Genomic DNA, 24,636 nt, shown 5'->3' with positions numbered 1-24,636 from the left:
CAACATCGGACCCTTCAGGGTAGAGGTCCCCCGAGACTTCCAGCAGGAGAATCCGCATGCGTGCCTTGTTCGTCGGTGGCGTGGTCGACAACAGCGAAATGGACCTGGAAGGCAGCCATCCTCCCGTGCACTACCCCGAGGACACCGGCGGTGGACATTCACGCTACCGGCTGCACCAGGTCGGCCACGGCGCCGATGGCAGCGTGGCATACGCGGTATACGGCGCACCGGACCTGGCCGACGACGAGGTGGCGCGGGTGGCGGAGGAGCGCGCCTATGCCCGGCGGTTCGAGGCAACCCCGACGGTGTTCGAGCACTGACGTGCCAGTCGCGCCCGAGCCGAGGCCCGGGCGTGCGGACCGCAGCCGGGCGTGAGCCCGGCCCCCTGCCGGATCACGTCGTTCTGGGTGGCAGCTGGCGGATGCTGGCGATCTCGTCGAGCCAGACGTGATGCTGCTGCACCGGCGTGTCGTAGTCGTCCAGGCGCAGCTGGCCGTTGCTGCCTTCATCGCCGGCGTCGTTGCGGTACTGCTGCACCGTTGGGCGCACGGCGACCGTGCCCAGCAGGCGGCGGCCATCAAGCAGGGTCAGTTCGACCTGCGTTTCGCCGTCGAGCTGCGGCAGCAGGGCCTCCAGGCGCGCGATCTGGGCCGGGTCGGTATGGATGCGTGGAGCAATACGGGACATCGGAGAACCTCCTGCGTGCAGGGTCGCCGATCCACCGTGAATGCTCAGTGCAGCGCGCTGTCGGCGCGCGGCACCTGCACCTTGCGCACCGCAGCCACCAGCTGGGCCACCGAGTACGGCTTGGCCACATGCTCCTGGAAGCCCGAGGCCAGCGCGCGACGACGGTCATCCGCACGCGCCAGCGCGGTCACGGCCACCGCCGGCAGGGTCGCCGCATCCACGCCCATGTCTTCGCGCAGGGTGCGCACCAACCCATACCCATCCATACCCGGCATGCCGATGTCGGTCAGCATCACGTGGTACTGCAGGTGGCCGGCATCGGCCAGCAGCGCCAACGCTTCGCCGGCCGAACTGGCAGCCGACACCGTCGCGCCCTGCTCTTCCAGCATGCGCCGCAGGTACTCCAGCACTTCCGGCTGGTCTTCCACGGCCAGTACGTGCATGCCCCGCAGCGGATAGGGCTCGACGACCACCGGCTCCAGAATCGGCCCGCTGATCACCTCGCGCAGCGGCCGCCGCTCGGCATCGGGCAGATGCTGCGGCAGGCGTACGGTGAACGTGGCACCGTGGCCATGGCCTTCGCTGGCTGCAGTGACCGTGCCGCCGTGAAGCTCGACCAGCTGCTGCACGATCGCCAGGCCCAGGCCGAGCCCACCATGGCGGCGGGTGGTGGTGCCGTCGGCCTGCCGGAAGCGGCTGAACAGATGATTGAGGAACTCCGGAGCAATACCATCACCGGTATCGCGCACGGTGATCTCCCAGTGCTTGCCGTCGGCCCGCAGCTGCATCTCGATGCGGCCCTCGGCCGGCGTGAACTTGATGGCGTTCGACAACAGGTTCCAGAACACCTGCTGCAACCGCGTCGCATCCCCCAGCACCAGGCTGGGCTGCTCAGGCAGCCGCAACTGCACGTCCAGTGCCTTGCCCTCGGCCACCAGCTCCTGCGCGCCGATCGCCTCGCCCAGCAGTTCGCGCAGGTCCAGTACTTCCACTTCCAGCTGCACCTTGCCCAGCAGCATGCTGCTGAGGTCGAGCATGTCCGAGATCAGCCGCTTCTGTGCACCGGCGCTGTTGGCGATCACGCCCAGCCCCTTGTACAGCGGGCTGGTGTTGTCGACACGCTGCAGCAACAGCTCGCTCCAGCCAAGGATGGTGGTCAGCGGCGTGCGCAGTTCGTGCGACAGGGTCGCCAGGAATTCATCCTTCAGGCGCGCCATGTTCTCGGCGGCACTGCGTGCGGCGCGCTCGGACTGCAGCAGCTCTTCACGGGCCAGTTCGATCTCGCGGCGCTCGGTCACGTCCGGACTGCTGCCGGCCAGGCCGATGAATCGACCCATCCGCGAGAACCGCGGACGCGCGTTCATTTCCAGCCATCGCCACTGTCCGTCCGCACGCCGTGCGCGGACGAGGGCATGCATCGAGCGTTGCGCCTTCAACGCTTCCTGCAGTTCGTACTCGAACACCGACGCATCATCCGGATGCACCAGGCCGCGCCAGACATCCTCCGGCACACGCGTCTCGTCGCCACCAAAGAACTCACTGAAGGCGCTGTTGACGAAGCGCGCATGTCCGCGCTCATCCAGCACCCAGACCGGCATCGGCAGGCCATCGGCCAACGCGCTGAACCGGGCCTCGCTCTCGCCCAGCTCCAGCTCCATCTGCTTGCGTGCGGTGATGTCGAAGAACAGGATGCCGACCTTGTCCTCGCCGGGGCGGCCCACACGGACCGCGTCCACCGCGAACGAGCGCCCCAGCGCCCGGGCTTCCATCTCAAACTGCGCCGGCCGTCCGCTGCGCGCGACCTCACCGTAGATGCGGTACCAGTCGCTCTCGTGGTTCGGTTCCAGCGCGCTCATGCACTTGCCGCGGGCGTCCTTGAGACCGGTGTGGCGCTCGAAAGCGTCATTCACCTCAAGGAAGCGGTAATCCACTGCGCGATCGGCGTCGAACATGACCTGGATCACACAAAAGCCGGCGTTGATGCGTTCAAGCACACCGCGATGCAGGTCGGGTTCGGGCGCCGGAACCATCAAGGGCGGGCGCTCCGCGAGGGGCGGCAGTGTGGACAAGGGCGTCTGGGGCGTACCGGATGGAGGCACAGCATCTTCCAAAGGACGTATTCACAGCGTCAAGCGCCGTCAGTCATGGTTGACGACCATGAATTGGCGGCAACCGCCGACGCTGTTGACGCATTCGGCCATTGCTGGGCCCCGCCAGCAGGATCACACTCGATGCGAGATCAACATCCGCCCCCATTCCGGGGACGCAGGAGACCGCCATGAACCGCTCTCTGTCCGCCACCCTGCTGCTGGCCGCGGCCCTTGCCGCGGGTGCTGCGAACGCCGCGCCGCGCACCGTCACCAGCCCGGATGCGCCGCGCACGCTGCAGGCCGACGGCCCGGTCAACGTGCAGTGGAACGATCCGGCGACATTCACCGAGATCCGCCAGAGCCACAACCGCTTCGAGGCCGAACGCGGCGACTGGGTGCAGCAGCTGGCGCGCTACCTGCAGACCAGCGCCGCCAAGCCGCTGCAGGCCGGGCAGACGTTGGACATCACCCTGGTCGACATCAAGCGCGCGGGCGACTACGAACCGTGGCATGGCCCGCGCGCCAATGACATCCGCGTGATGCGCGACATCTATCCGCCGCGCATCACCCTGCAGTACACGCTGAAGGACGCCAGCGGCCGCATCGTCGACGAGGGCGAGGCCAAGCTGACCGACACCGGCTACCTGCACACGCTCGGGCTGCGCAGCGACAGCGATCCGCTGCGCTACGAGAAGCGGCTGATCGATGACTGGGTGAAGCGGCAGTTGACCGCCCAGGCCACCGCCGCGCGTTGACCGATAACCGCCGGGCATGGCCCCGCGCTACCTGTGCATTTCCGACACCCGCCGGGCATGGCGCTTTGGACATCCGGTAGCGCCGGGCCATGCCCGGCGGCGCATCAATCGCGGTAGACGCGGGCGACCCGCTTGACCGCGCAGGGCAGCTGGTAGGCGCTCACCCCGCAACGTGGCGCCAGTTCCGAAAGCGTCGGGGCCTGCCCCCACAGCTCCACCACACTGCCAACGCCGGCCTGTGCATGTGCGGTCAGGTCCACCGTCAGCATGTCCATCGAAACCCGGCCGATCAGCACGCCAGGCTGGCCGTCGATCAGCACCGGGGTGCCGTTCGGCGCGAACTGGGGATAGCCGTCGGCATAGCCCAGGGCCACCACGCCCACGCGTGTACGCGCCTTGGCCACGAAGCGCGCGCCATATCCCACCGGCTCACCGGCTTCGATCCAGCGCTCGGCAATCACCTTGGACTGCATGGTCATCACCGGGCGCAGCCGCGCGGTCAGATCCGTGTCGTCCGGCATCGGGTTGGCGCCGTACAGCATGAGCCCCGGGCGCACCCAGTCGCTGCGCACGTCGGGCCACCCAAGCAGGGCCGGCGAATTGCACACGCTGGTCTCACCCTGCAGGCCCTCGATTGCACGTGCGAAGGTGGCGGCCTGCTCGTGGGTACGTTCGCTGTCCAGTTCATCGGCACGCGCCAGATGGGTCATCAGCACGATCCGCTCCACCTGCGGCATCGCCTGCAGGCGCGCGTGTGCGGCGCGGAAGGTCTCCACGTCCAGACCCAGGCGATGCATGCCGCTGTCCAGCTTCAGCCAGACCGTCAACGGATGCGGGCTGTCGAAGGCAGCCAGCGCTTCCAGCTGCCACGGCGAGCCGACCGAGAACCACAGCGAATGCTCGGCCACCAGCGCCATCTCGCTGGCTTCGAAAATGCCTTCCAACAGCAGGATGGGCGCGCGGATACCGGCCTTGCGCAGCTCCAGCGCCTCTTCGATGGTCGCCACCCCGAAGCCGTCGGCCTCGTCTTCCAGGGCCTGCGCGCAGCGCACGGCGCCATGGCCATAGGCATCAGCCTTGATGATCGCCAGCGCCTTGCCGCCCCCCAGCTCGCGGGCGAGCCGGTAGTTGCTGCGCAGCGCGTGCAGATCGATCAGCGCGCGGGCAGGACGCATGTGCGGCTCTCGTGTTGCGGGGCATGGCCGAACTGGCCGTAGCGGAAGATGTCCAGGCCTTCAGTGCTGATCTGTGGCTGGCGTGCACTCATCAGGTCGGCCAGGTAGCGACCTGAACCACACGCCATGGTCCAGCCCAGGGTGCCGTGACCGGTGTTGAGATACAGGTTGCGGAAGGGCGTGGCGCCGATCACCGGCGTGCCATCCGGCGTGGCCGGGCGCAGGCCGGTCCAGAACTGCGCGCGCGACAGGTCCCCGCCCTTCGGGTAAAGGTCACGAACCACCAGCTCCAGGGTCTCGCGGCGACGCGGTGACAGCGACAGGTCGAAACCGGCCACTTCGGCCATGCCACCGACACGGATGCGGTTGTCGAAGCGGGTTACAGCAACCTTGTAGCTCTCATCGAGGATGGTCGAGGTCGGAGCCATGGCCGGATCGGTGATCGGCAGGGTCAACGAATACCCCTTCAGCGGGTACACCGGCAGGCGCATGCCCAGCGGCGCGACCAGCGCCGGCGAGTAACTGCCCAGCGCGACCACATAGCGGTCGGCAGTCTCCAGCTTGCCGGCGATGCGCACGCCGGTGATGCGCTCTCCATCCGACTCGATGGCGCTGATGTCCTGGTCGAAGCGGAACTCGACACCGGCATCGGTGCACATCTGCGCGAGGCGGCGGGTGAACAGCTGGCAGTCGCCGGTCTGGTCACGCGGCAGGCGCAGCGCACCGACCAGGCCATCAACGTGCGCCAGCGCCGGTTCCGCGGCGATGATGCCGGCGCGATCCAGCACTTCGTACGGCACGCCATAGCGGGCCAGGATCTCGATGTCCTGTGCCGAGGCATCCAGCTGCTGCTGGGTGCGGAACAGCTGGGTGGTACCCAGGTCGCGCCCCTCGAACTCGATGCCGATCTGCGCGCGCAGCTCGTTCAGGCAATCGCGGCTGTACTCGGACATGCGCACCATGCGCGCCTTGTTGATCGCATAGCGCTCGTGGGTGCAGTTGCGCAGCATCTGCCACAGCCAGCGGTACTGGGCCAGATCCATGCCGGGACGGATCGCCAGCGGCGCATGCTTCTCGAACAGCCAGCCGATCGCCTTCTTCGGCACGCCGGGCGCGGCCCAGGGCGAGGTGTAGCCGAATGACAGCTGGCCGGCATTGGCGAAACTGGTCTCCAGCGCGGGGCCGGGCTGGCGGTCGACGACCGTGACATCAAACCCGGCCTGTCGCAGGTACCAGGCACTGGTGGTGCCGATCACGCCGCTGCCGAGAACTAGGACTCGCATGGAAATTCTCCAACCCGATCATTCCCTGCGTTTGAGCACGACAGGGCCATAATCGGGGAAGTATATTCTTCCATTCATAGGCGATTTGCCTGTTTTTCACGCTGCGGGCAAGATGTTTCCCCGTGATTTACTTCCCCAGGTTGACGCCCATGGCCGCCCGCCCCCGTGAACTGGACAAGATCGACCGCAGGATCCTGCGCATCCTCCAGGCCGAAGGCCGCATTTCCTTTACCGAGCTGGGCGAGCGCGTGGGCCTGTCGACCACCCCGTGCACCGAGCGCGTGCGCCGGCTGGAGCGCGAGGGCGTGATCACCGGCTATCACGCCCACCTCGATCCCACGGCCCTGAAAGCCAGCCTGCTGGTGTTCGTGGAGATCAGCCTGGCCTACAAGTCCGGCGACATCTTCGAGGAGTTCCGGCGTGCGGCGCTGAAGCTGCCGAACGTGCTCGAGTGCCATCTGGTGTCCGGCGACTTCGACTACCTGCTGAAGGCGCGGATCAGCGAGATGGCCTCCTACCGCAAACTGCTGGGCAGCACCCTGTTGACCCTGCCGCACGTGCGCGAATCGAAGAGCTACATCGTCATGGAAGAGGTCAAGGAGACGCTCAGCCTGCCGATTCCCGAATGAAGGGCCAGAGCCCGCGCTGCGGGTTCCGGCCCTGTTCCAGGGGCGTCAGCGCTGCTGCGGGTGCTTCATCGAGCCCTGCTGCTGACCTGTCTCCTGCTGTTTGCTGCCCTTCTGCGGCCGCTGCGGGTCCATCTGCTGCTGTTGCTGCTGTTGCGGCTTATGGCTCTGCGCTTCCTTGCCGGGATGACGGTTCTGCGGATTCTTCATGATCGCGATCCAAAGGACAAAGGACACGCGACGGCGGGATGCCGGCGCAGGGCCACGGTGGTCCTGCGGCGGTTAATCACAGGCGAAAAAGCCGTGAGCAGCAGCAGTGTGTTTTCAGGCGTTCAGCCGGCGCGGTCACCACCCGCCGCGGGCGGTGGCGGACTGCCCTATGGCTTGACCTGCTGGCCACTGCCGGCCGGCACACTGTCGTAGTAGCGGCCGGTACGGGAGTCGAACACACGGTTCGGGCCGACCGGCTTGACGCCGGGAACGATGCGCCCGTTGCGGTCATAGACCTTGTCCGGCAGCTTCGGCGCCGGCGTCGGCACCACCTGCGCCGGGCCGGTGGACTTGATCGGCTGCGTCGGCTGCGGTGACGGCAGGACCTGCGGCTGCGGTCTTGCCGGCTGTGGGGGCGGCGGCACCGGCGCTGGCGCCACGGTGGTGGTGCTGCGGGTGGTGGTCGGCGATGTGGTGGGCACCTGGGCCTGTGCCGACAGGGGCAGCAGAGCCGACAGCACCCAGATGGAAAGGGTCTTCATGGCACGCTCCAGCAGGAATCCTCCCCACCATGCGCCCGCGCCCGTGTGCCGCCCATGAACGCAGCTCACACTTGCAAGACGGCGGTCACACCCCCACGTCTGCAGGCATCCCCAGGCCATCGACCCCACGGAGAGCCAGCATGAGTGCCTTCGACCTGACGCCCCCTACCGCCTCCCAGACCGACACCCTGGTCGCCGGCCTCAGCAGCGAAGAACGCCGCGTGCTGCTGCAGCACGGCACCGAAGCACCGTTCTGTGGCGTGTTCCTGGACAACAAGCGTGAGGGTGTCTACTGCTGCCGGCTGTGTGGGCTGCCCCTGTTCCGCTCCAGCACCAAGTTCGATTCCGGCACCGGTTGGCCGAGCTTCTTCGCCCCCTACGACGCGGCACACGTGCGTGAGATCCGCGATACCAGCCACGGCATGATCCGCACCGAGATCACCTGCGCCCGCTGTGGCAGCCACCTCGGCCACGTGTTCCCGGACGGGCCGCCGCCCACCCATGAGCGCCACTGCCTGAACTCCGTCTCACTTTCGTTTGCCGGCAACGGCGAGGCCTGGCCCAACCCGTTGCAGCGTGGCGGTGCGGAAAGCGGCGTGGCGGGCTGAGACAACCCCGCCGACCGGTTTCACAGAATTCCCTCTTCAGAAATCCGCAGGGTGGGCCGACAAGGAGATATCCCCCCTCCCTGCGTTGCCCCATGCTCATCATCGTTGGATTCCTGGTCGTCATCATCAGCGTGATCGGGGGCTACCTCGGTGCCCACGGCCGCCTGGGGGCTCTCTGGCAGCCCTACGAACTGGTCATCATCGGCGGTGCCGCGCTGGGTGCGTTCCTGGTCGGCACCCCGGCCAAGACGGTCAAGCAGACGCTGCAGGCCATCGTCGGCGTGTTCAAGGGCCCGCGCTACAAGCAGCAGGACTACATCGACGTCCTCAGCCTGCTCTACGAACTGCTCAACAAGGCGCGCCGGGAAGGCTTCATGGCGCTGGAGGACCATGTCGAACGCCCGGCCGAGAGCGCCGTGTTCGGCAACTATCCGAAGGTGCAGGCCGACCACCACCTGATCGATTTCATCACCGACTGCCTGCGCCTGATGATCGGCAGCAACATCGAGCCGCATGAACTGGAGCCGCTGCTCGAACTGGAGCTGGAAAAGCACCACGCCGAAGCGATGGCCCCGTCGCAGGTGCTGACCAAGGTGGCCGACGGATTGCCCGGTTTCGGCATCGTCGCGGCGGTGCTGGGCATCGTCATCACCATGGGCTCGATCGGCGGCGACATCGTCGAGGTCGGCGGCCATGTCGCCGGTGCACTGGTCGGCACCTTCCTGGGCATCCTGCTCGGTTACGGGTTCGTCGGCCCGATGGCAGCGGCGATGGAAGCACGTGCCGAGCAGGACAGCCGCATCTACGAATCGGTGAAGACCGCACTGCTGGCCTGCCTGCGCGGTTACAACCCGAAGATCGCGCTGGAATTCGCCCGCAAGACGTTGCCGTCGAACGTGCGCCCGGCCTTCTCCGATTTCGAGCAGCACCTGAAGACGGTCAAGTAAGCCATGGCCGAGAGCAAACCCACCGTCATCGTCCGCAAGGTCAGGAAGGCCGGCCATGCCGCCCACCATGGCGGCTCGTGGAAGGTGGCCTATGCCGACTTCGTGACCGCGATGATGGCCTTCTTCCTGGTGCTGTGGCTGATGGCCACCACCAGCAAGAACGATCGTGCGGCCATTTCCGAGTATTTCCGCAACCCCAGCCCGCTCAGTGGCCAGAGCGCCACGCCGGCCCCTGGCATGGCCGGGCCGGGCGGTGCCAGCACGTCGATGATCAAGCTCGGCGGCGCCACCGACATCTCGCGTGGCAGCAGCAACGATCCCTTCCAGAACCAGCAGGAAGCCGTGCCGCACCCGGTGGACCAGCAGCAGCGCGACAAGCAGCAGCTGGAACAGCTGATGAAGGAACTGCAGGAAGCGATCAGCCGCAGCCAGGCGCTGGAGCCGTTCAAGGACCAGCTGCTGCTGGACCTGACCCCGGAAGGCCTGCGCATCCAGATCGTGGACAAGCAGAACCGGCCCATGTTCGACCTCGGCAGTGCCACGCTCAAGCCGTACACGCAGCAGATCCTGCATGAGCTGGCCGAGTACCTGAACCACGTGCCGAACCGGATCAGCCTGACCGGCCACACCGACATCACCGCCTACACCGCCGCCCGCGGCTACGGCAACTGGGAACTGAGCGCCGACCGCGCCAATGCGGCCCGCCGCGCCCTGATCGGTGGCGGACTGGAGGACAGCAAGATCACCCGCGTGGTCGGCCTGTCCTCCTCGGTGCTGTTCGACCGGGCCGACCCGCAGAACCCGATCAACCGCCGCATCAGCATCGTGGTGATGACCCGCGCCGCCGAGCAGGCCGCGCTGGCCGGCGCCGGTCCACAGGTGGGTCTGTCGGCGCCGGTCATCGACGCGGACGTACAGGCGGCGCAGGGTGAGGCAAAGTAGACGGTGGGTGCGGACCTTGGTCCGCACATCCGGGAAAGCATGCGGACCAAGGTCCGCACCCACCAGGGGCATGGCCCGGCGCACCCGGTACAATGGGGGTCTTTCCGTTTTCAGGTGACACCCCCGATGTCCAAGTCTTCCAAGGCCAAGCGCGACCAGCGCAAGAAGCAGCAGGCCAAGCGCCCGTTCCTCCGTCTGAACGCACAGCAGCAGGTGCAGAACCACGCCGTGCTGACCAGCGAGGACGGCCAGGTGGTCGCCGCCATCGGCCTGCAGGGTCGCGAGTGGCTGCTGGCCATCGGCGGTCAGACCATGGGCAATGCCGAGAACCCGGTGCCGATGCTGGCCATGCTCAAGCACCTGGCCAACGTGCAGGAGAAGGAAGGCCGCAAGGTCAGCCTGGAGTATTCCGAACTACTGCAGAAGCTGCTGGATACCCTGGCCGCCGAAGCGGGCCAGACCGCCGACGAGTACCTGGACGCGCTGGTCGCCGAGTTCGAAGGCGTGGAAGCTGAGGGCGAGACCGCTGAAGGCGATGTGGCCGAAGAAGCCAGCGCTGCCGAAGGTACCGCTGACGCCGAGGCTGCTCCGGCCGCCGACGCCGACGCCGACGGCAAGCCGCAGGCCTGATCCGGCCGCGGCGGTGACGGTCTACGTCGATGACGCAGTGCATGCCTGGCGCGACCAGCGCTGGGCGCATCTGATGGCCGACACCCTGGCCGAGCTGCACGCCATGGCGGCGCAGCTCGGCATCCCCCGCCGGGCCTTCCAGAACAAGGCCAGCGGCGCGCACTACGACGTCACCACCGAGCTGCGCGCACAGGCGATCGCACTGGGTGCCGTGGCGATTTCACGGCACACCGACCGCGCACAGGTGAAAGCGGTGATCGCCAACGCGCGGGCGCAGTACCGGCCGTAGGCCGCAGCGCCCCCGCCGGGCATGGCCCGGCGAACCGGGATGACGCTCAGAACGGGTCGCTGCCCAGGCGGATTTCCACGTTCAGCAGCGAGCACAGCGCCAGCATGGCGTCGTCGTCACGGGTCAGTGCCATCCAGCCGGTGAAACCCGCGCTGCCGGCATCCACGCTCCACAGCGTGTAGTTGTGCTCGCGCAGGCGGTCGAAGGCGGTGGACATCAGCTGCACGCCATCCAGGTCTTCGGTGAAATCCTCATCGTCCAGGTCGCCGCCCCAGTCAAGCTGCAGGTTGAAGCGCGCGGACAGCTCGTTCACCGCCGATATCAGCGTTTCCAGGTCATCCCGCTCCACCTCGAAGCCGGATTGCCAACCGATCGCGGACAGCAGTGGCGGCAGCCAATCGGCGTCTGCTTCCAGCGGTTCGCCGGCTTCGGCCAGCAGCTCGCGCCAGCGGTTGAACTGCTGCAGCGCCAGTTCCTCGTCGCCCGGGTTGATCAGTACCAGCAGGTTCCAGACCCGCGCTTCGAAGCCATCCTCGTCGAAATCATGGACGTCCTCCTCGAAGTCGAAGTAGTCGCTGTTGTCGGGCATGGCGGGAACTCCTCGGGGCAGGCCGGCATTCTACGGTTTATCCTGTATCGCTGAAGCCGGCCTTGGTGGCCGTCACTGTGAATGATGCGATGAGCGATACCCCTCCCGACCACCTGGCGATCAATCCGGCCAGCCCCTTCCATGATGCGCAGGCGCTGGAGCGCGGCGTCGGCGTGCGCTTCAACGACGTCGAGCGCGACAACGTCGAGGAATACTCGGTCAGCGAAGGCTGGATCCGCGTGCAGGCCGGCAAGGCCCGTGACCGTCGCGGCAACCCGATGACGATCAAGGTCAAAGGCAAGGTCGAGGCCTACTTCCTCGACCAGAAGCCGGCCTGACGGAGCCCGGGGTCAGATCCCTTTCCGCGGGAAAGGGATCTGACCCCGATGCACAGGGCCGGTCACTCGCGCTTGCGCGACTCCAGCAGATCCAGGTTGCGGATCAGGCGCCTCGAGATCTCGTCGGAGATCACTCCGCGCCGGGTGAGGCGGAACAGTTCCTCGCGCTCGGCAGTGAGGCCGGCGCTGCGCAACTGGCGATAGCCCTCCTCCATCCGCTTCACCTTCTCCGGATCCACGTCAGGGTTCTCGCGATCCAGGTGCCGCTGATACAGCAGGCTGACCCGCGAGGCCGCGTCGTTGTACAACTGCACGTTCTCGGTGTTCTGGTTCAGCACCAGCTGCTGCCGCTTGCGCTCCACCCCGGCCAGCGCCGCCTTCGAGGACAACCGGCGGGCCAGATCCTCTTCCTTGCGCTCACCGGAGTCGGCCGGCAACTGCAGGCCCTTCAGCAGCTGCGGCAGCGCCACGCTGGCGCCGACCAGCGAGAACAGGATCACCGCTGCAGCCAGGAAGATCACCAGGTCGCGTGCGGGGAACGGGCTGCCATCGGGCAGGAACAGTGGCAGCGTCAGCACGCCGGCCAGGGTGATCGCACCGCGCACGCCCGCCACCGAGGTGGCCACCACGATGCGCCAGTTCGGCGCCTCGCCCCGCTCCAGGCCACGCCGACGCGCACGCAGCAGGTTCCAGCGCAGTGACAGCCACACCCACAGCAGGCGCAGGGCGATCAGGCTGGCATTGATCACCAGCACGTACACCAGCAGCCACCACGCGCTCTGGTGACCGGTCTCGTTCATCGTGGTGGTTGCACGCTCGACGATGCCCGGCAACTGCTCGCCCAGCAGCACGAACATGATGCCGTTGAAGCTGAACTGCAGCATGTTCCACACGCCCGCGCGCTGCACGCGCATGCTGCCGGAAACACGGCCGGTCATTTCCACGTAGCTCATCGAGATGCCGGCCGCGACCGCCGCGAGGATGCCCGAGGCATTGATCTCTTCGGCCAGCAGGTAGGCCGCGAACGGGATCAGCAGGTTGACCAGCATTGCCGCACCCGGCTCTTCACCGAAACGGCGCCACAACCAACGCTGGAAGGTCGACACGCCCAGCGTCACCGCCACGCCCACCGCCAGGCCCGCCACCGCCACCCACAGGAAGGTCAGCGAAGCGGTGGCCAGCGAGAAGGTACCGGTCATCACCGCCGCCACCGCGAAGCGGAAGCAGACCAGACCGGAGGCGTCGTTGAGCAGTGATTCGCCCTCGAGGATGTGCATCAGCCGCTTGGGAATGGGGGCCTTGGAGGCGATCGCTCCAACGGCCACCGGATCGGTCGGCGAAACAATCGCCGCCAGCGCGAAGCACACCGCCAGCGGCATCACCGGGATCATCCAGTGGATCAGCAGGCCGGCGCCGATGACGGTGAACACCACCAGGCCGAACGCCAGCTCGAGAATCGCGCCCTTGTCGCGGAACAGGCCCTGCTTGGGGATGCGCCAGCCGTCAAGGAACAGCAGGGGCGGCAGGAACAGCAGGAAGAACACTTCCGGCTCCAGCGCATGGCCGCGGTTGAACACGCCCGCAATGACCGCGCCCAGACCGATCTGCACCAGTGGCAGCGGCAGTGAGAACGGCAGGACGCGGACGAGGTATCCGCTGGCGACGACCGCCACCAGCATCGCCAGCACGACTTCAATGGTATGCATGCTTCTTCCAGGAAGCGGCGCGCGGGGGGCATGAAGCCAGCGCCGGAAACCCGGAAAAAACTACCACAGGCGACCGCGGCTGCGACAACCGCAGCGATGCTGCGTCAGCACAGGCTCATGCCCCGTCGAAGCGGTAGATGTCCATCGCCAGGAAGCCGCCATCGACGCCGGCATCGATGCGACGTGCGCCGAAGCGGTCGTCACCGGCCGCACCCATCGCGAAGAACAGCGGCAACAGGTGTTCATCGGTGGGATGGGCGCGTTCGGCGAACGGTGCCTGCCGGCGGTAGTCCAACAGCGCCGGGCGATCATCGGCCGCCAGCCGCTGCTCTACCCACTCGATGAACGGCCGCACATAGGGCGCTTCCTTGCCGTCCTGGTAGTCGCCCCAGTCGTGCAGGTTGTGGGTGATGCTGCCCGAGCCGACCAGCAGCACACCCTGTTCGCGCAGAGGTGCCAGCGCGCGGCCCAGCGCAAACTGGTGCGCAGGCCCCAGCAACGGCTGGATCGATACCGGCACCACGGGAATGTCGGCCTGCGGACGCAGCAGGCGCAGCGGCACCCAGGCGCCGTGGTCGAGACCACGCTGGGTATCGATGGCCACCGGCAGGCCCGCCGCGGCGATGCGCCCGGCTACGTCTTCGGCCAGCGCAGGATCGCCCGGTGCCGGGTACTGCAGTTCAAACAGCGCGCGCGGGAAGCCGCCGAAGTCATGGACGGTCGGCGGTTGTGGGTGGGCGCCGACCAACGGCTGCCGCCCCAGCCAGTGGGCCGAGGCGATGACGATGGCGCGCGGCGTGGGCAGGTCGCGGGCCAGTTCGGCCAGACGCACGCCCACCTCGCCCGGCTGCAGCGCAGTCATCGGGGAACCGTGCGAGATGTACAGCGAAGGCAGGCGGGACATGGAATTCTCCGTTTGCAGTATCAGCCAGCGCTCAACGCGAACGCAGGGTCCAGCGGCCGTCACCGACCAGGAACAGCACCACCAGCGCCAGCGCCCAGAAGGCCGGGTACTCCCAGCCACCGCCGGCATTGGCAAAGCCGAAGCCGTTCGCGCCGTGCACGGTGACGATGGTGCCCAGCAACAGGGGCACACCGGCCAGCCCGACCCAGCGCGCGTAGATTCCGAGCAGCAGGGCTGCGGAAATCACCAGTTCTGCCGCGAGGGTGAGGTAACCCAACACACCCGGCAGACCGAGCGACTCGAAGAACGCCGCGGTGCCGGCCGGGGTGAACACCAGCAGCTTGGTCAGCCCATGGATCAGGAACAGGACGCCGAGGGCCAGGCGTAGCAGCGTCGCCCCATAGGGCGCCAGCGGGGGAGCGGAAGCAGCAGAGGTCGTCATGGCGGGGCCTCGAAAGGGAAGAAGCACAGCTTATTGCGCCGACCGATGCCGATAAATACGATGATTCGACCGTATTTATTTCATAAGGCGCAACAATGGACACTTTGGACGCCATGCGTGTGTTCGTGGCCGTGGTCGAGCGCAATGGCTTCAGTGCGGCCGCCCAGGCACTGGATCTGTCCACCGCCGGCGTCACCCGGCAGGTTGCGGCGCTTGAGAAGCGCCTGTCGACGCGGCTGCTCCACCGCACCACCCGCCGGGTCAGCCCGACCAGTGCCGGCGCCGCCTACTACGCGCAGTGCGTGCGCCTGCTGGCGGAGTTCGACGCACTGGAGGCCAGCATCGGCGCACAGGCACTGGAACCGTCCGGCCTGCTGCGCATCAATGCGCCGGTCAGCTGGGGCATCGCCCGTCTCGGCCCGCTGCTGGCCGGCTTCCGCGAGCGGTTCCCGCAGGTGGAACTGGACCTGGCCCTGTCCGACCGCCTGGTGGACATGGTCGAAGAAGGCTACGACGTGGCCATCCGCATCACCCGCGAGCCCGGGCCCACGTTGATCGCGCGTCGCCTGGGCGAATCGCGGATCAGTCTGTGCGCGGCGCCCTCCTACCTGGCTGCGCACGGCACGCCGGCCACGCCGCAGGCACTGCAGGATCACGCATGCCTGGGCTACAGCTACTGGGCCGGCGGCGACCAGTGGCCACTGCACGGCCCCGGAGGCGACGTCCAGGTCACGGTGAACAGCGTGCTGCGCGCCAACAACGGCGACGTGCTGCGCGAGGCGGCCATTGCTGGCATGGGCGTGATCCTGCAACCGGATTTCCTGCTCCAGGAGGCGCTGGCCGACGGCCGCCTGGTGCGCATCCTGCCGGACTGGGAAGCGGCGCCGATCGGCATCTTCGCCGTCTACACCAGTCGCAGCCACCTGGCGCCGAAGGTGCGCAGCTTCATCGATTACCTGGTGGAGGCCGGGATCTGACCGCGCCACTGGACAACACCCGTGACACGCGGGCGCAAGGCCGTGCCCGGCGAGCCGCAACATGGGCTAGACAGCGACCTCGTCCAGCATGCCGATGATCCGCTCCAGAGGGGCCGGACGTCCCAGCAGGTAGCCCTGCACCTGGTCGCAACCGTGCGCGGCCAGCCAGTCGAGCTGCCCCGGCGTTTCCACGCCTTCGGCAATGATGGTCAGGCCCATGCTGTGGCCCAGCGACAGCAACGCCCTGCAGATCGATGCGTTGCGCGGATTGGTCTCCACGTCGGCGACGAAGCTGCGGTCGATCTTGAGGATGTCCAGCGGCAGGTGCTGCAGGTAGGACATGCTGGAGTAGCCGGTACCGAAATCATCCAGCGACACGCAGATGCCCTGCTCGTGCAGGCGCTGCATGGTCTGCATCGCCTGCGCCGGCTTGCGCATCAGGCTGCTCTCGGTCAGCTCCACATGCAGCGCGCCGCGGGCCAGGCCGAAGTCCTGCTGGGCACGGGTGAACTCGGCCACCAGGTCGCTGTTGAAGAACTGCACGGCCGACACGTTCACCGCGATCGGCAGATCGCCCCAACCCGCCTCCACCAGGCGCCGCTGCGCCTGGGCCGCCGCACGGATCACCCAGCGCCCCAGGGCCAGGATCAGGCCGGTGTCCTCGCACAGCTGGATGAACTCGTTGGGAGGAATGAAGCTGCCATCGGCCTGCGGCCAGCGCAGCAATGCCTCCAGTGCCGCCGGACTGCCGTCGCTGGCGTGCCGGATCGGCTGGAAGTACAGCTGGAACTCGCTGTCGATCGCCGCATGGATGCGCCCGGCCAGGCGCAGGCGATCAGCCAGGCGCGTGGTCACCGCAGCGTCGAACCAGGCCACCACATCCCCTTCGGCGCGCGCGGCGTGCGCCGCCTGTGCCGCCATGCCGATCACCTGCTCGGCGCTGTGGCCATCATCTGCCGTGTGCACCGCCACGCCGATGCGCGGCTCGAACTGGTGCAGCGAATCCTTGCCACGCATCGGTGCCGACACGATCTGCAGCAGATCGTCGAGTACGCGCCGGGTGTCATGCGCGGCGCCGATGGCGAACACGAAATCTTCCGCCGGCTGGAAGGCCAGCGCGCCGTAACGTGCCGCCAGCACAGCCAGGCGCGAGGCCATCGACTGCAGCACCGCATCGCCGATCTCCCGGCCCAGCGTGTCGGCCACCAGCTGCAGGCCACGCAGCTGCACGAAGGCGATGGTATAGCCCTCCGCCTGGGCATCCAGCTGCTCGGTCAGCGCGCGCACGTTGAGCAGCCCGGTCGCCGGGTTGTGCCGCGCCTGGTAAGCCAGGTCGCGCTCATAGGCCATCCGCTCGCTGACATCCTCGGCCAGTACCAGGCAGGCCGGCTGGCCATCGAAATCCAGCCGGGACAAATGCGCGCGCACTTCGAACACACTGCCATCCTTGCGCCGGTGCAGGCGCACGGCAGCATCGGGAAGGTCGCCCACGCGCGCCCGCGCGATGGCTCCCTTGACCTCGTCCCACCCTTCCCGCGGCCGGATGTCGAGGATGCTCATGGTGAGGAATTCCTCACGGCTGTAGCCGTACTGCCTCACGGCCGCATCGTTGACCTCGATGAAGCGCAGCGTGTCCGGATCGAACACCCAGAACGGCGCAGGATTGCGGTCGAACAGCAGGCGGAAGCGCCGTTCGACCTGGTTCATCTGTTCACGGGCCTGATACCGCTCGCTGAGATCGGTGAGCGCGCCGATCATGCGCCGCTGGCGATCGGCCACCGGCACGCGCTGGCCCCGCGCGCCGACCCAGCGCACCGCACCCCCCGGCAGCACCAGGCGGAATACCTCATCCATCACCGCGTTGCCGGCAAATGCCTGGTCAAACGCCTTCTGCAGCCGAGCGGCATCATCGCGGTGCACCCGGGCAAAGAAATCGGCCACCGGCAGCGCGTCGGTCTGTACGCCGAAGATCTCGCGTGCCAGCGGTGACCAGCGCAGCAGTGCAGCGTCCTCATCGACATACCAGGTGCAGACCCGCCCGACCTGGTGGGCCAGCCGCAGTTCCGCATTGCCGGCCTGCAGTTCCTCGGCCATCGATTGCTGCCGGCGGATCGTTCGCCGGACGGCGAACAACAGCACCAGCAGCACGGCCACATAGACCAGCACGATGGCCACCGATGCCTGCAGGTAGGGCCACCACGGCGCCAGCACGTCCTTTTCGGCCAGGCCGACCTGCACCGCCAGCGGATTGCGTTCCAGCGTACTGATGGTGGTGATGCGCGGCACGCCGTCAACCACGCCGGGCATGTTCCCCAGTTCGATCACCGCCTGCCTGCCGAGCAGATCGCGCCCGGGCAGCTCGTAGCGGTGTCCGACCGTGCCATGCGGATCGGGCACGCGCGCCAACATGTAGCCTTCGGCATCACTGATCGACACCAGGCCGTTCGGGCCCACGTCCAGCCCGCCGATGATGCGCTGCAGTTCGCCGCAGCGCAGGCGCGCCAGCAGCCAGCGGTCGTCGTCCAGCGGCAGCGCCAGCGGCACCACCCAGCCATCATCGCTGCCCCGCTGCGGCGGCCCGATGTACAGCGCACTGCCAGGGCCGCGCCGTTGCGGATCGGTCCACAGGGGCAGCTGCAGGTCGCCCTGGCCCGCGGTCAGCGCACGTCCGTAGCTGTCGAGCACCACGATGCTGTGCAGCTCGGCGTGCCGTTGCAGCACGCCGGCCACGGCCGCATCGAGCAGCCGCGGTGCCTGTGCCGGCACGCTCCGGAACAGCTCGGCGGCGTCGGCGGAAATGCCGCCCATCGCCCGCTCCAGATTGCGCAGCTGCAATGCCAGCAGGCGCTCGCTGCCGACCGCCAGTGCCCGGCTCTGCCGCTGCGCCGCTTCCAACCGCCGATGGTGGTCATTGACCAGCATCATCGCCAGACCGGCCACCAGCAGCACGCCCAGCACCACCCCGCCCCAGGTGATGGCGCGCAGTGGCCGGGCCAACGCGCGTCTCAGCGCGGGCATCGGTGGGTGTTCCCTGTCCAGTCGGCTGGCTTCATGCGCGAACGATTCCTCCACATCCCCGACCTCAGCGGCCGGCGACTGCCATTCTTGACCGCCGGGCCCGCCACGCCGGATCACCGCCCTGCGTCCGCGCAGGGGTCCGGCATGCAGCATGCACCACGGCGGTGACGGCGTGAAGATCGCCGCACCGCGTTCAGCCAGATCGTGCACAGCCTTGCGCCACAACGGTGCGACCCATTGCATCGGAGCGGATTAGACTTGGCGTTTTCCCGCCGCAAGAGAAGTCCATGTCCAAGCTGCGCCGTCCCACCCTGGCACTGGCCATTGCTGCCAGCCTGTCCCTGGCCGCCTGCGACCGCGCCGCCGATCCGGCGGCCAGTACCGCCGCGCCGGCCGCATCCGCCCCCGCAGCCGCCAAGCCGATGCTGGGCAGCTTCGGCTTCGATGCCAGCGGCATGGATCGCAGCATCGCCGCCGGCGACGATTTCTTCGGCTTCGCCAATGGCACCTGGGTGAAGAACACCGAGATCCCCGCCGACCGCTCGCGCTTCGGCAGCTTCAACGTCATCGCGGAGAAGACCCAGGCCGACACCCGCGCCATCCTCGAAGGCGCTGCCGGCAATGCCCAGGCCAGCGGCGAGGACAAGCTGATCGGCGATTACTACGCCGCCTTCATGGATGAGGCCGGCATCGAGCAGCGCGGTATCGCACCGGTGCAGCCGCAGCTGAAGGCGATCGATGCGATCACTGACAAGGCCGGCCTGGCCCGCGCGCTGGGCGGCGACATGCGCGCCGATGTCGACCTGCTCAATGCCACCAACTTCTACACCGACCGCCTGTTCGGCCTGTGGGTCTCGGTCGATCTGCTGCAGCCGGACCGCACCGCGCCGTATCTGGTGCAGGGCGGACTTGGCATGCCCGACCGCGACTTCTATCTGGGCGACGGCCGCATGGCCGAACTGCGCAAGCAGTACCAGGCCTATATCGCGCAGCTCCTGCAGCTGGCCGGCAGCGCCGACCCGGCCGGCAAGGCGCAGCGCATCGTTGCGCTGGAAACGAAGATCGCGCAGGCGCACGCCACCCAGGAAGAAACCAACGACGTGACCAAGGGTGCCAACCCCTGGACCCAGGCTGACTTCAACGCCAAGGCCCCGGGCATGGACTGGACCGCCTTCCTCGATGCCGCGGCACTGGGCAAGCAGCAGGACTTCATCGTCTGGCAGCCCAGGGCGGTGGCCGGCCTGTCCAGGCTGGTGGCCACCGAGCCGCTGGAGGTCTGGAAGGATTACCTGGCCTTCCATGCGCTGGATCGCGCCGCGGCGTACCTGCCGAAGAAGTTCGCCGATGCCCGCTTCGCCTTCCACGGCACCGCGCTGAGCGGCACGCCACAGCAGAGCGATCGCTGGAAGCGCGCGGTGGATGATGCCAACCACGCCGTCGGTGAGGCCATCGGCAAGCGCTATGTCGAGAAGCACTTCGACGCCAGGACCAAGGAGCGCGCGGACGAAATGGCGAAGAACATCATCGCCGCGTTCGCCAGGCGCATCGACGCGCTGTCGTGGATGTCGCCGCAGACCAAGGCCAGCGCCAAGGCAAAGGTGGCCGGCCTGACCGTGGGCATGGGGTATCCGGAAAAATGGCGCGATTACAGCGGTCTGGAAATCCGCCGCGACGATCCGCTGGGCAATGCACAGCGCGCCGAACTGTTCGAGTACCAGCGCAACATCGCCAAGCTGGGCAAGCCGGTCGACCACGGTGAGTGGGCGATGCTGCCGCAGACCATCAACGCGATGAACGTGCCGCTGGAGAACCGCCTGGTGTTCCCGGCCGCGATCCTGCAGCCGCCGTTCTTCGATGGGGCCGCCGATGATGCGGTGAACTACGGTGCGATCGGTGCGGTGATCGGCCATGAGATCAGCCACGGGTTCGACAATGCCGGCGCGCTGTTCGACGAGACCGGCAAGCTGCACAACTGGTGGACCGCCGAGGACCTGAAGCAGTTCAACGCCGCCGGCGACGCGCTCGCGGCCCAGTTCAGCAGTTACGAGCCGTTCCCCGGCGTGCACGTCAACGGCAAGCTGACGCTGGGCGAGAACATCGCCGACGTCGCAGGTCTCGGAACGGCGTACGACGCCTACCAGCTGTCGCTGCAGGGCAAGCCGGGCCAGACCCTGGAAGGCTTCACCCCGGACCAGCGCTTCTTCCTCGGCTTCGCCCAGGCATGGCGCAGCAAGAGCCGCGAGCAGGCGCTGCGCAATTCGCTGCTGACCGACGTGCACGCGCCGGGCCAGTTCCGCGCGCTCACCGTGCGCAACATCGACGCCTGGTACCCGGCGTTCGATGTGAAGGAGGGCCAGAAGCTGTACCTGGCCCCCGACAAGCGGGTCAAAGTCTGGTGAGATGTGGGAAACGGGCGCCGCGAGGCGCCCGTTTTCCTCCGCACCGGCCCAGCGGGCTGCGCGGTCGGTGCCGATTCAGGCCGAAGACGACGCCGATCGCCGGGATCCCTGCTCATCCCCGGTTTCATGTGCGCCCGCAGCACGTTTCACCCTGCGACATCCTGTCGCAGGCTGCGGGCACTGTGCTGCATCGCACAAAACTTCACCCGGCCGGACAAGACCCTTACGCCGCTTGGCGTTCCGCCCATTGCACCGCTCGCTGGAAGTGCTAGAACTGAACCCGCCACACCGTCCAACGCTGATCGACGCACGTTCCACAAGGAGCCAGCCATGATTGCTTTGTTCAAGGGTTTGGGAATTCTGCTTCGCGACAACGAGCTCTACAGCAGCCCGTTCGACAAACAGGTCGCGCACTGGCGCAATCTCAGCGAGCAGCAGATCCGCGATGAAGTGGCGGTGCTGGCCCAGGCCAAGTGCCAGTGGCTGATCGCCTCCATCATCGGCTGGCAGGCGGCGTCGCTGGTGATTCTGGGCCTGATCGCCAACTACCTGTGGCGTGACGACTTCCATATCACCTTCACCCGCGTGGTGATCGTGTTCGGCTCATGGGTCTCGATCCTGTTCGTGATCTGGTTCATGGCCAACATGTTCGACCAGCAGGCCGGGTTCGAGCGCTGGATGAAAGCCTTCAACAGCCGGGCCCGCATCAGTTCCAAGGCCGACAGCGTCGAGCATGTGGCCGAGGCGCTGGACCTGGCCGAGCACTACCCGGAAGTGCTGGACTACAAGCAGGCGGTCACCGCCAGGCGCGAGCTGCGCCACGAGGACATCCGCATCATGACCGAGATCGGACGGATGAAGCAGCACTCCGAACTGGTCGGGCGGCTGAACCATGTAGGCGAAACCGAACACCATCACGAACTGACGCTGCAGCCTGCCTACTGACCCTTGCGGAAAACGGGGGGGTCCACAATGCCACCGTGATCACTCACGGTGGCATTGTTCTATCGGGTCCTGGCTGACGCATTGGTGGAAGCCCTCGGGCAGGCCTCGCATGGTTTCAGTTTGGCCTACGGCCACCGAAAAACGCCGCAGGGGCGGCGTGGCGCAGGTGGCCTCGGTGCTGCAGGCCGGGTCCAGCAAGAGATAGTGGCACCTGCCACTGCTGCTGGCGATGCATTGGAACCGCGCCTGACCATCAACGACGGTGCCCTTGCTGTACAGCGTGTCCACGCCGTTGGCGCGCGCGCGGGTAATCGAGGAATTGCTGGATTTTTCGCAGCCGGCCAGTGCCAGCAGCACAGCACACACAAGCAGCAGACGGGGCATGGTCATTCCTCGGGGCAGATGCAACGTCGCGGCTACATGCCCCGGAACAGGCTCATGAAGGGCTGGCTGACCACCAGCGTTTCCGGCCGCTGGCGCAGGCGCAGCACACCGCGCCCGGTATCGTCGCGGCTGACCGCGGCGACCGATTTCATGTTGACGATGGTCGAGCGGTGGATCTGGCGGAAGTGCTGCGGATCGAGCACTTCCAGCAGTTCGCGCAGCGGGGTGCGCAGCAGGCTCTCGCCGGCCGCGGTGATCACGGTGGTGTACTTGTTGTCCGCGCGGAAGTAGACCACGTCCTCCAGCATGATCAGCTGGGTCTCGCGGCCATTGCTGGCGGTGATCCACGCCAGCGGCGGGCGGTCACCGTTCTGTCCCGGTCCCAGACGCTGCAGCAGGCGTTCCAGCACCGCATCATCGTGGCGCGTGGAGGGCAACCGCGCCAGGATGCGCTCGCGCGTGGCCAGCAGGCGCTCATCGCTGACCGGCTTGAGCAGGTAGTCCATCGCACCCTGTTCGAAGGCATCGATGGCGTACTGGTCGTAGGCGGTGACGAACACCACCTGCGTGCGCGGGCTGAGCTCGGACAGTGCACGCGCGACCTCGATGCCGGTGATGCCCGGCATGCGGATGTCGAGGAACGCGATGTCCGGCTGCTTCTCGGCCAGCTGCTCCAGTGCACTGGCGCCGTCTTCGCACTCGGCCACCAGCTTCAGCTCCGGCCACAGCCGGCGCAGCTGGTCCACCAGCGACTGCCGCAGCAGTTCCTCGTCCTCGGCAATCAGGGCTTCAAGCGGCATGGCTGCGCTCCTTGCTGGATGGCGGCAATGTCATGGTCGCAGCAACGCCGCTGGGGAAATTGGCGACGATCGCTACGCCGGACTGCTCGCCGCAGGTCAGGCGCAGCCGCTCGCGCAGGTTCTTCAGGCCGATGCCGGTGCCACTGGTGGTGCCTTGGCTGAAGCCGAGCCCATCATCGGCCACGGTCACCGTCACGTGGTCGTCGAAGCCGCGCGCCAGGATCCAGATCGTTCCACCTCCGGGCTTGGGCTCCAGGCCGTGCTTGATCGCGTTCTCGACCAGCGTCTGCAGCGCCATCGCCGGCAGCTTCACCGCATGCAGTTCCGGCGGCACCTGCACCTCCACCGCGAGCCTTGCGCCCATGCGGATCCGCAGGATCTCCAGGTACGCGCGGGTACGCTCCAGCTCCACGCCGAGGGTCGACATCGATTCGTCCACCTGCGGCAACGAACTGCGCAGGTACTGGATCAGGTGTCCCAGCATCTGCTCGGCCCGCGCCGGATCGGTGCGGGTCAGCACCTGGGCATTGGCCAGCGTGTTGTACAGGAAGTGCGGCTCGACCTGCGCGTGCAGCAGGTTCAGGCGCGCCACCGACAGCTCCTTTTCCACCTGGGTCTGCTCCGCGGCGGCCTGCTCGGTGCGGCGCTGGTCGGCCACCCGACGGCTGATCGCACGGGTGACCGCTTCGGCATTCTCGTAGTTGCTGCCTTCGTCCAGCGCCAGCAGATCGGCCCACCAGCCCGCATCGGGCTCGAACAGCAGGGTGACGGTACTGGTGCCCTGCCCGGGCGTGACCGTGGCCAGCACGCCGTTGCGCTTGATCGCCAGCCGCGCGGGCAGGTTCCAGCGCGAGGGCTGGCGGCCGTTCCAGGGGTCGACGCGGCGCACGTAGGCGCGCACCTGCAGGCTGCCGGCCGCGCTTTCCACGTCCTCTACCCGGGGCAGCTCGGCCACGGCCGCCTCGACCACGGCAAAGGCCTGGCCGGCATCCATCGGCAGTTCCACCTGCCGACGCTGGCGCCCGGACAGCGTGCTCGCGTCCAGGCGCCCGGCCACCAGCCAGACCCGGCGCACATGGCTGATCGCACTGCCCAGCGCGGTAATCATCAGGAACATCGCCAGCAGGCCGAAGATCCAGCCCGGGCCATCGTTCATGCCGCTGAAGATGCCGCTCCAGACCATGCCGGCCACGACCAGCGCCGCGGCCCAGGCCAACAGATGACGGAAAATGAGAGTGAGGCTGGCGAACACGGCGGCGCCTTGGTGAAAGGGGTAAGCCGAGCATAGGGCGGCCTGCCGGGCAGACAAGCGGCCTGCGACGAAGTGCGGGAAAGCCGCGATGGAACCCC

General features: G+C 67.4%; 26 protein-coding genes. 12 read left to right on the top strand and 14 right to left on the bottom strand.

The window, feature by feature from the left end:
* Positions 1–56 precede the first annotated feature (56 nt).
* Positions 57–320: a hypothetical protein gene (locus AC06FB_RS04125; protein WP_053518254.1), complete on the top strand. Its 264-nt coding sequence runs from the start codon at positions 57–59 to the stop codon at positions 318–320.
* Positions 321–393: 73 nt separating this feature from the next.
* On the opposite strand, the gene AC06FB_RS04120 is transcribed toward AC06FB_RS04125, so the two are convergent.
* Both AC06FB_RS04120 and AC06FB_RS04115 read right to left on the bottom strand, forming a co-directional pair.
* Positions 394–687: a DUF3247 family protein gene (locus AC06FB_RS04120; RefSeq protein ID WP_053518253.1), complete on the bottom strand. Its 294-nt coding sequence runs from the start codon at positions 685–687 to the stop codon at positions 394–396.
* 44 nt (positions 688–731) lie between these two features.
* Entirely contained in the window at positions 732–2,717 is a 1,986-nt protein-coding gene (locus tag AC06FB_RS04115) for a hybrid sensor histidine kinase/response regulator (RefSeq protein WP_065175384.1), read from the bottom strand.
* A 248-nt stretch (positions 2,718–2,965) separates the two neighbouring features.
* Here AC06FB_RS04115 and AC06FB_RS04110 point away from each other — a divergent pair, with 248 nt between their 5' ends.
* Positions 2,966–3,532 (top strand): DUF3016 domain-containing protein, encoded by a 567-nt coding sequence (locus tag AC06FB_RS04110; RefSeq protein WP_053518248.1) that lies wholly within the window; start codon positions 2,966–2,968, stop codon positions 3,530–3,532.
* A gap of 104 nt (positions 3,533–3,636) precedes the next feature.
* Here the strand turns inward: AC06FB_RS04110 and alr are convergent, their stop codons facing one another.
* Both alr and AC06FB_RS04100 read right to left on the bottom strand, forming a co-directional pair.
* Entirely contained in the window at positions 3,637–4,707 is a 1,071-nt protein-coding gene (alr, locus tag AC06FB_RS04105; protein WP_053518246.1) for an alanine racemase, read from the bottom strand.
* Positions 4,686–5,990, bottom strand: coding sequence for a D-amino acid dehydrogenase (locus AC06FB_RS04100; protein WP_053518245.1), 1,305 nt, complete (start codon positions 5,988–5,990; stop codon positions 4,686–4,688). The genes alr and AC06FB_RS04100 overlap by 22 nt, the downstream gene beginning before the upstream one ends.
* 149 nt (positions 5,991–6,139) lie before the next feature.
* Between AC06FB_RS04100 and AC06FB_RS04095 the strand changes: the two genes are divergently transcribed.
* Positions 6,140–6,619: a winged helix-turn-helix transcriptional regulator gene (locus AC06FB_RS04095; RefSeq protein ID WP_053518243.1), complete on the top strand. Its 480-nt coding sequence runs from the start codon at positions 6,140–6,142 to the stop codon at positions 6,617–6,619.
* A 45-nt stretch (positions 6,620–6,664) separates the two neighbouring features.
* Here AC06FB_RS04095 and AC06FB_RS04090 read toward each other — a convergent pair whose 3' ends face one another.
* Both AC06FB_RS04090 and AC06FB_RS04085 read right to left on the bottom strand, forming a co-directional pair.
* The gene (locus AC06FB_RS04090) at positions 6,665–6,826 is read right to left on the bottom strand and encodes a lana protein (protein ID WP_262100746.1); all 162 of its coding nucleotides are present in this window, start codon (positions 6,824–6,826) and stop codon (positions 6,665–6,667) included.
* Positions 6,827–6,993: 167 nt separating this feature from the next.
* On the bottom strand, positions 6,994–7,368 hold the full coding sequence (locus tag AC06FB_RS04085) for a classical arabinogalactan protein 4 (protein WP_111186593.1): 375 nt from the start codon (positions 7,366–7,368) through the stop codon (positions 6,994–6,996).
* Positions 7,369–7,508: 140 nt separating this feature from the next.
* On the opposite strand from AC06FB_RS04085, the gene msrB reads away from it, so the two are divergent.
* The 5 genes from msrB to AC06FB_RS04060 all read left to right on the top strand — a co-directional run bounded on the left by msrB (position 7,509) and on the right by AC06FB_RS04060 (position 10,784).
* The gene (gene msrB, locus AC06FB_RS04080; RefSeq protein WP_053518238.1) at positions 7,509–7,976 is read left to right on the top strand and encodes a peptide-methionine (R)-S-oxide reductase MsrB; all 468 of its coding nucleotides are present in this window, start codon (positions 7,509–7,511) and stop codon (positions 7,974–7,976) included.
* Positions 7,977–8,068: 92 nt separating this feature from the next.
* Entirely contained in the window at positions 8,069–8,923 is an 855-nt protein-coding gene (motA, locus tag AC06FB_RS04075; protein ID WP_053518236.1) for a flagellar motor stator protein MotA, read from the top strand.
* A 3-nt stretch (positions 8,924–8,926) separates the two neighbouring features.
* A complete protein-coding gene (motB, locus tag AC06FB_RS04070; protein ID WP_262100745.1) occupies positions 8,927–9,865 on the top strand; it encodes a flagellar motor protein MotB in 939 nt (312 codons plus the stop codon).
* A 126-nt stretch (positions 9,866–9,991) separates the two neighbouring features.
* Positions 9,992–10,495 carry a hypothetical protein gene (locus tag AC06FB_RS04065; protein ID WP_065175386.1) on the top strand — a complete coding sequence of 168 codons (504 nt, stop codon included), beginning with the start codon at positions 9,992–9,994 and terminating at the stop codon, positions 10,493–10,495.
* Positions 10,496–10,508: 13 nt separating this feature from the next.
* Positions 10,509–10,784, top strand: coding sequence for a DUF4031 domain-containing protein (locus AC06FB_RS04060; RefSeq protein WP_111186594.1), 276 nt, complete (start codon positions 10,509–10,511; stop codon positions 10,782–10,784).
* A 46-nt stretch (positions 10,785–10,830) separates the two neighbouring features.
* Here AC06FB_RS04060 and AC06FB_RS04055 read toward each other — a convergent pair whose 3' ends face one another.
* Positions 10,831–11,373 (bottom strand): DUF6630 family protein, encoded by a 543-nt coding sequence (locus tag AC06FB_RS04055; protein ID WP_053520273.1) that lies wholly within the window; start codon positions 11,371–11,373, stop codon positions 10,831–10,833.
* 89 nt (positions 11,374–11,462) lie between these two features.
* On the opposite strand from AC06FB_RS04055, the gene AC06FB_RS04050 reads away from it, so the two are divergent.
* Positions 11,463–11,711 carry a DUF3297 family protein gene (locus AC06FB_RS04050; RefSeq protein ID WP_053520274.1) on the top strand — a complete coding sequence of 83 codons (249 nt, stop codon included), beginning with the start codon at positions 11,463–11,465 and terminating at the stop codon, positions 11,709–11,711.
* 62 nt (positions 11,712–11,773) lie between these two features.
* Here AC06FB_RS04050 and AC06FB_RS04045 read toward each other — a convergent pair whose 3' ends face one another.
* From AC06FB_RS04045 to AC06FB_RS04035, 3 genes are all read right to left on the bottom strand, one after another.
* Positions 11,774–13,417 carry a Na+/H+ antiporter gene (locus tag AC06FB_RS04045; RefSeq protein ID WP_053520275.1) on the bottom strand — a complete coding sequence of 548 codons (1,644 nt, stop codon included), beginning with the start codon at positions 13,415–13,417 and terminating at the stop codon, positions 11,774–11,776.
* A 115-nt stretch (positions 13,418–13,532) separates the two neighbouring features.
* Positions 13,533–14,321 carry a dioxygenase family protein gene (locus tag AC06FB_RS04040; RefSeq protein ID WP_065182531.1) on the bottom strand — a complete coding sequence of 263 codons (789 nt, stop codon included), beginning with the start codon at positions 14,319–14,321 and terminating at the stop codon, positions 13,533–13,535.
* Positions 14,322–14,352: 31 nt separating this feature from the next.
* Positions 14,353–14,763 carry a DoxX family protein gene (locus AC06FB_RS04035; RefSeq protein ID WP_053520277.1) on the bottom strand — a complete coding sequence of 137 codons (411 nt, stop codon included), beginning with the start codon at positions 14,761–14,763 and terminating at the stop codon, positions 14,353–14,355.
* A 95-nt stretch (positions 14,764–14,858) separates the two neighbouring features.
* Here AC06FB_RS04035 and AC06FB_RS04030 point away from each other — a divergent pair, with 95 nt between their 5' ends.
* Positions 14,859–15,740: a LysR family transcriptional regulator gene (locus tag AC06FB_RS04030; protein ID WP_065182533.1), complete on the top strand. Its 882-nt coding sequence runs from the start codon at positions 14,859–14,861 to the stop codon at positions 15,738–15,740.
* 66 nt (positions 15,741–15,806) lie between these two features.
* Here the strand turns inward: AC06FB_RS04030 and AC06FB_RS04025 are convergent, their stop codons facing one another.
* Positions 15,807–18,758 carry a bifunctional diguanylate cyclase/phosphodiesterase gene (locus AC06FB_RS04025; RefSeq protein ID WP_239519757.1) on the bottom strand — a complete coding sequence of 984 codons (2,952 nt, stop codon included), beginning with the start codon at positions 18,756–18,758 and terminating at the stop codon, positions 15,807–15,809.
* A 287-nt stretch (positions 18,759–19,045) separates the two neighbouring features.
* On the opposite strand from AC06FB_RS04025, the gene AC06FB_RS04020 reads away from it, so the two are divergent.
* Both AC06FB_RS04020 and AC06FB_RS04015 read left to right on the top strand, forming a co-directional pair.
* Positions 19,046–21,157, top strand: coding sequence for a M13 family metallopeptidase (locus tag AC06FB_RS04020; protein ID WP_478053409.1), 2,112 nt, complete (start codon positions 19,046–19,048; stop codon positions 21,155–21,157).
* A 330-nt stretch (positions 21,158–21,487) separates the two neighbouring features.
* Positions 21,488–22,102 (top strand): hypothetical protein, encoded by a 615-nt coding sequence (locus tag AC06FB_RS04015; protein ID WP_053518857.1) that lies wholly within the window; start codon positions 21,488–21,490, stop codon positions 22,100–22,102.
* Positions 22,103–22,141: 39 nt separating this feature from the next.
* Here the strand turns inward: AC06FB_RS04015 and AC06FB_RS04010 are convergent, their stop codons facing one another.
* From AC06FB_RS04010 to AC06FB_RS04000, 3 genes are read right to left on the bottom strand one after another with little or no spacing between them, the layout of a single operon-like run.
* Positions 22,142–22,486 (bottom strand): hypothetical protein, encoded by a 345-nt coding sequence (locus tag AC06FB_RS04010; protein WP_262100743.1) that lies wholly within the window; start codon positions 22,484–22,486, stop codon positions 22,142–22,144.
* Between the two features lie 32 nt (positions 22,487–22,518).
* Entirely contained in the window at positions 22,519–23,286 is a 768-nt protein-coding gene (locus AC06FB_RS04005) for a LytR/AlgR family response regulator transcription factor (protein WP_053518856.1), read from the bottom strand.
* On the bottom strand, positions 23,276–24,538 hold the full coding sequence (locus AC06FB_RS04000) for a sensor histidine kinase (RefSeq protein WP_053518853.1): 1,263 nt from the start codon (positions 24,536–24,538) through the stop codon (positions 23,276–23,278). Before AC06FB_RS04000 ends, AC06FB_RS04005 begins: the two co-directional genes overlap by 11 nt.
* Positions 24,539–24,636 lie beyond the last annotated feature (98 nt).

This window comes from Stenotrophomonas sp. Steno-C15 (genome assembly GCF_056393265.1).
This window is presented reverse-complemented; position numbering and strand designations above follow the sequence as displayed.

Excerpts from the sequence above, each read along its gene's own strand:
- AC06FB_RS04125 (WP_053518254.1), top strand. The coding sequence starts at position 57 with ATGCGTGCCTTGTTCGTCGGTGGCGTGGTCGACAACAGCGAAATGGAC.
- AC06FB_RS04120 (WP_053518253.1), bottom strand. The coding sequence starts at position 687 with ATGTCCCGTATTGCTCCACGCATCCATACCGACCCGGCCCAGATCGCG.
- AC06FB_RS04115 (WP_065175384.1), bottom strand. The coding sequence starts at position 2,717 with ATGGTTCCGGCGCCCGAACCCGACCTGCATCGCGGTGTGCTTGAACGC.
- AC06FB_RS04110 (WP_053518248.1), top strand. The coding sequence starts at position 2,966 with ATGAACCGCTCTCTGTCCGCCACCCTGCTGCTGGCCGCGGCCCTTGCC.
- alr (WP_053518246.1), bottom strand. The coding sequence starts at position 4,707 with ATGCGTCCTGCCCGCGCGCTGATCGATCTGCACGCGCTGCGCAGCAAC.
- AC06FB_RS04100 (WP_053518245.1), bottom strand. The coding sequence starts at position 5,990 with ATGCGAGTCCTAGTTCTCGGCAGCGGCGTGATCGGCACCACCAGTGCC.
- AC06FB_RS04095 (WP_053518243.1), top strand. The coding sequence starts at position 6,140 with ATGGCCGCCCGCCCCCGTGAACTGGACAAGATCGACCGCAGGATCCTG.
- AC06FB_RS04090 (WP_262100746.1), bottom strand. The coding sequence starts at position 6,826 with ATGAAGAATCCGCAGAACCGTCATCCCGGCAAGGAAGCGCAGAGCCAT.
- AC06FB_RS04085 (WP_111186593.1), bottom strand. The coding sequence starts at position 7,368 with ATGAAGACCCTTTCCATCTGGGTGCTGTCGGCTCTGCTGCCCCTGTCG.
- msrB (WP_053518238.1), top strand. The coding sequence starts at position 7,509 with ATGAGTGCCTTCGACCTGACGCCCCCTACCGCCTCCCAGACCGACACC.
- motA (WP_053518236.1), top strand. The coding sequence starts at position 8,069 with ATGCTCATCATCGTTGGATTCCTGGTCGTCATCATCAGCGTGATCGGG.
- motB (WP_262100745.1), top strand. The coding sequence starts at position 8,927 with ATGGCCGAGAGCAAACCCACCGTCATCGTCCGCAAGGTCAGGAAGGCC.
- AC06FB_RS04065 (WP_065175386.1), top strand. The coding sequence starts at position 9,992 with ATGTCCAAGTCTTCCAAGGCCAAGCGCGACCAGCGCAAGAAGCAGCAG.
- AC06FB_RS04055 (WP_053520273.1), bottom strand. The coding sequence starts at position 11,373 with ATGCCCGACAACAGCGACTACTTCGACTTCGAGGAGGACGTCCATGAT.
- AC06FB_RS04050 (WP_053520274.1), top strand. The coding sequence starts at position 11,463 with ATGAGCGATACCCCTCCCGACCACCTGGCGATCAATCCGGCCAGCCCC.
- AC06FB_RS04045 (WP_053520275.1), bottom strand. The coding sequence starts at position 13,417 with ATGCATACCATTGAAGTCGTGCTGGCGATGCTGGTGGCGGTCGTCGCC.
- AC06FB_RS04040 (WP_065182531.1), bottom strand. The coding sequence starts at position 14,321 with ATGTCCCGCCTGCCTTCGCTGTACATCTCGCACGGTTCCCCGATGACT.
- AC06FB_RS04035 (WP_053520277.1), bottom strand. The coding sequence starts at position 14,763 with ATGACGACCTCTGCTGCTTCCGCTCCCCCGCTGGCGCCCTATGGGGCG.
- AC06FB_RS04030 (WP_065182533.1), top strand. The coding sequence starts at position 14,859 with ATGGACACTTTGGACGCCATGCGTGTGTTCGTGGCCGTGGTCGAGCGC.
- AC06FB_RS04025 (WP_239519757.1), bottom strand. The coding sequence starts at position 18,758 with ATGCCCGCGCTGAGACGCGCGTTGGCCCGGCCACTGCGCGCCATCACC.
- AC06FB_RS04020 (WP_478053409.1), top strand. The coding sequence starts at position 19,046 with ATGTCCAAGCTGCGCCGTCCCACCCTGGCACTGGCCATTGCTGCCAGC.
- AC06FB_RS04015 (WP_053518857.1), top strand. The coding sequence starts at position 21,488 with ATGATTGCTTTGTTCAAGGGTTTGGGAATTCTGCTTCGCGACAACGAG.
- AC06FB_RS04010 (WP_262100743.1), bottom strand. The coding sequence starts at position 22,486 with ATGCCCCGTCTGCTGCTTGTGTGTGCTGTGCTGCTGGCACTGGCCGGC.
- AC06FB_RS04005 (WP_053518856.1), bottom strand. The coding sequence starts at position 23,286 with ATGCCGCTTGAAGCCCTGATTGCCGAGGACGAGGAACTGCTGCGGCAG.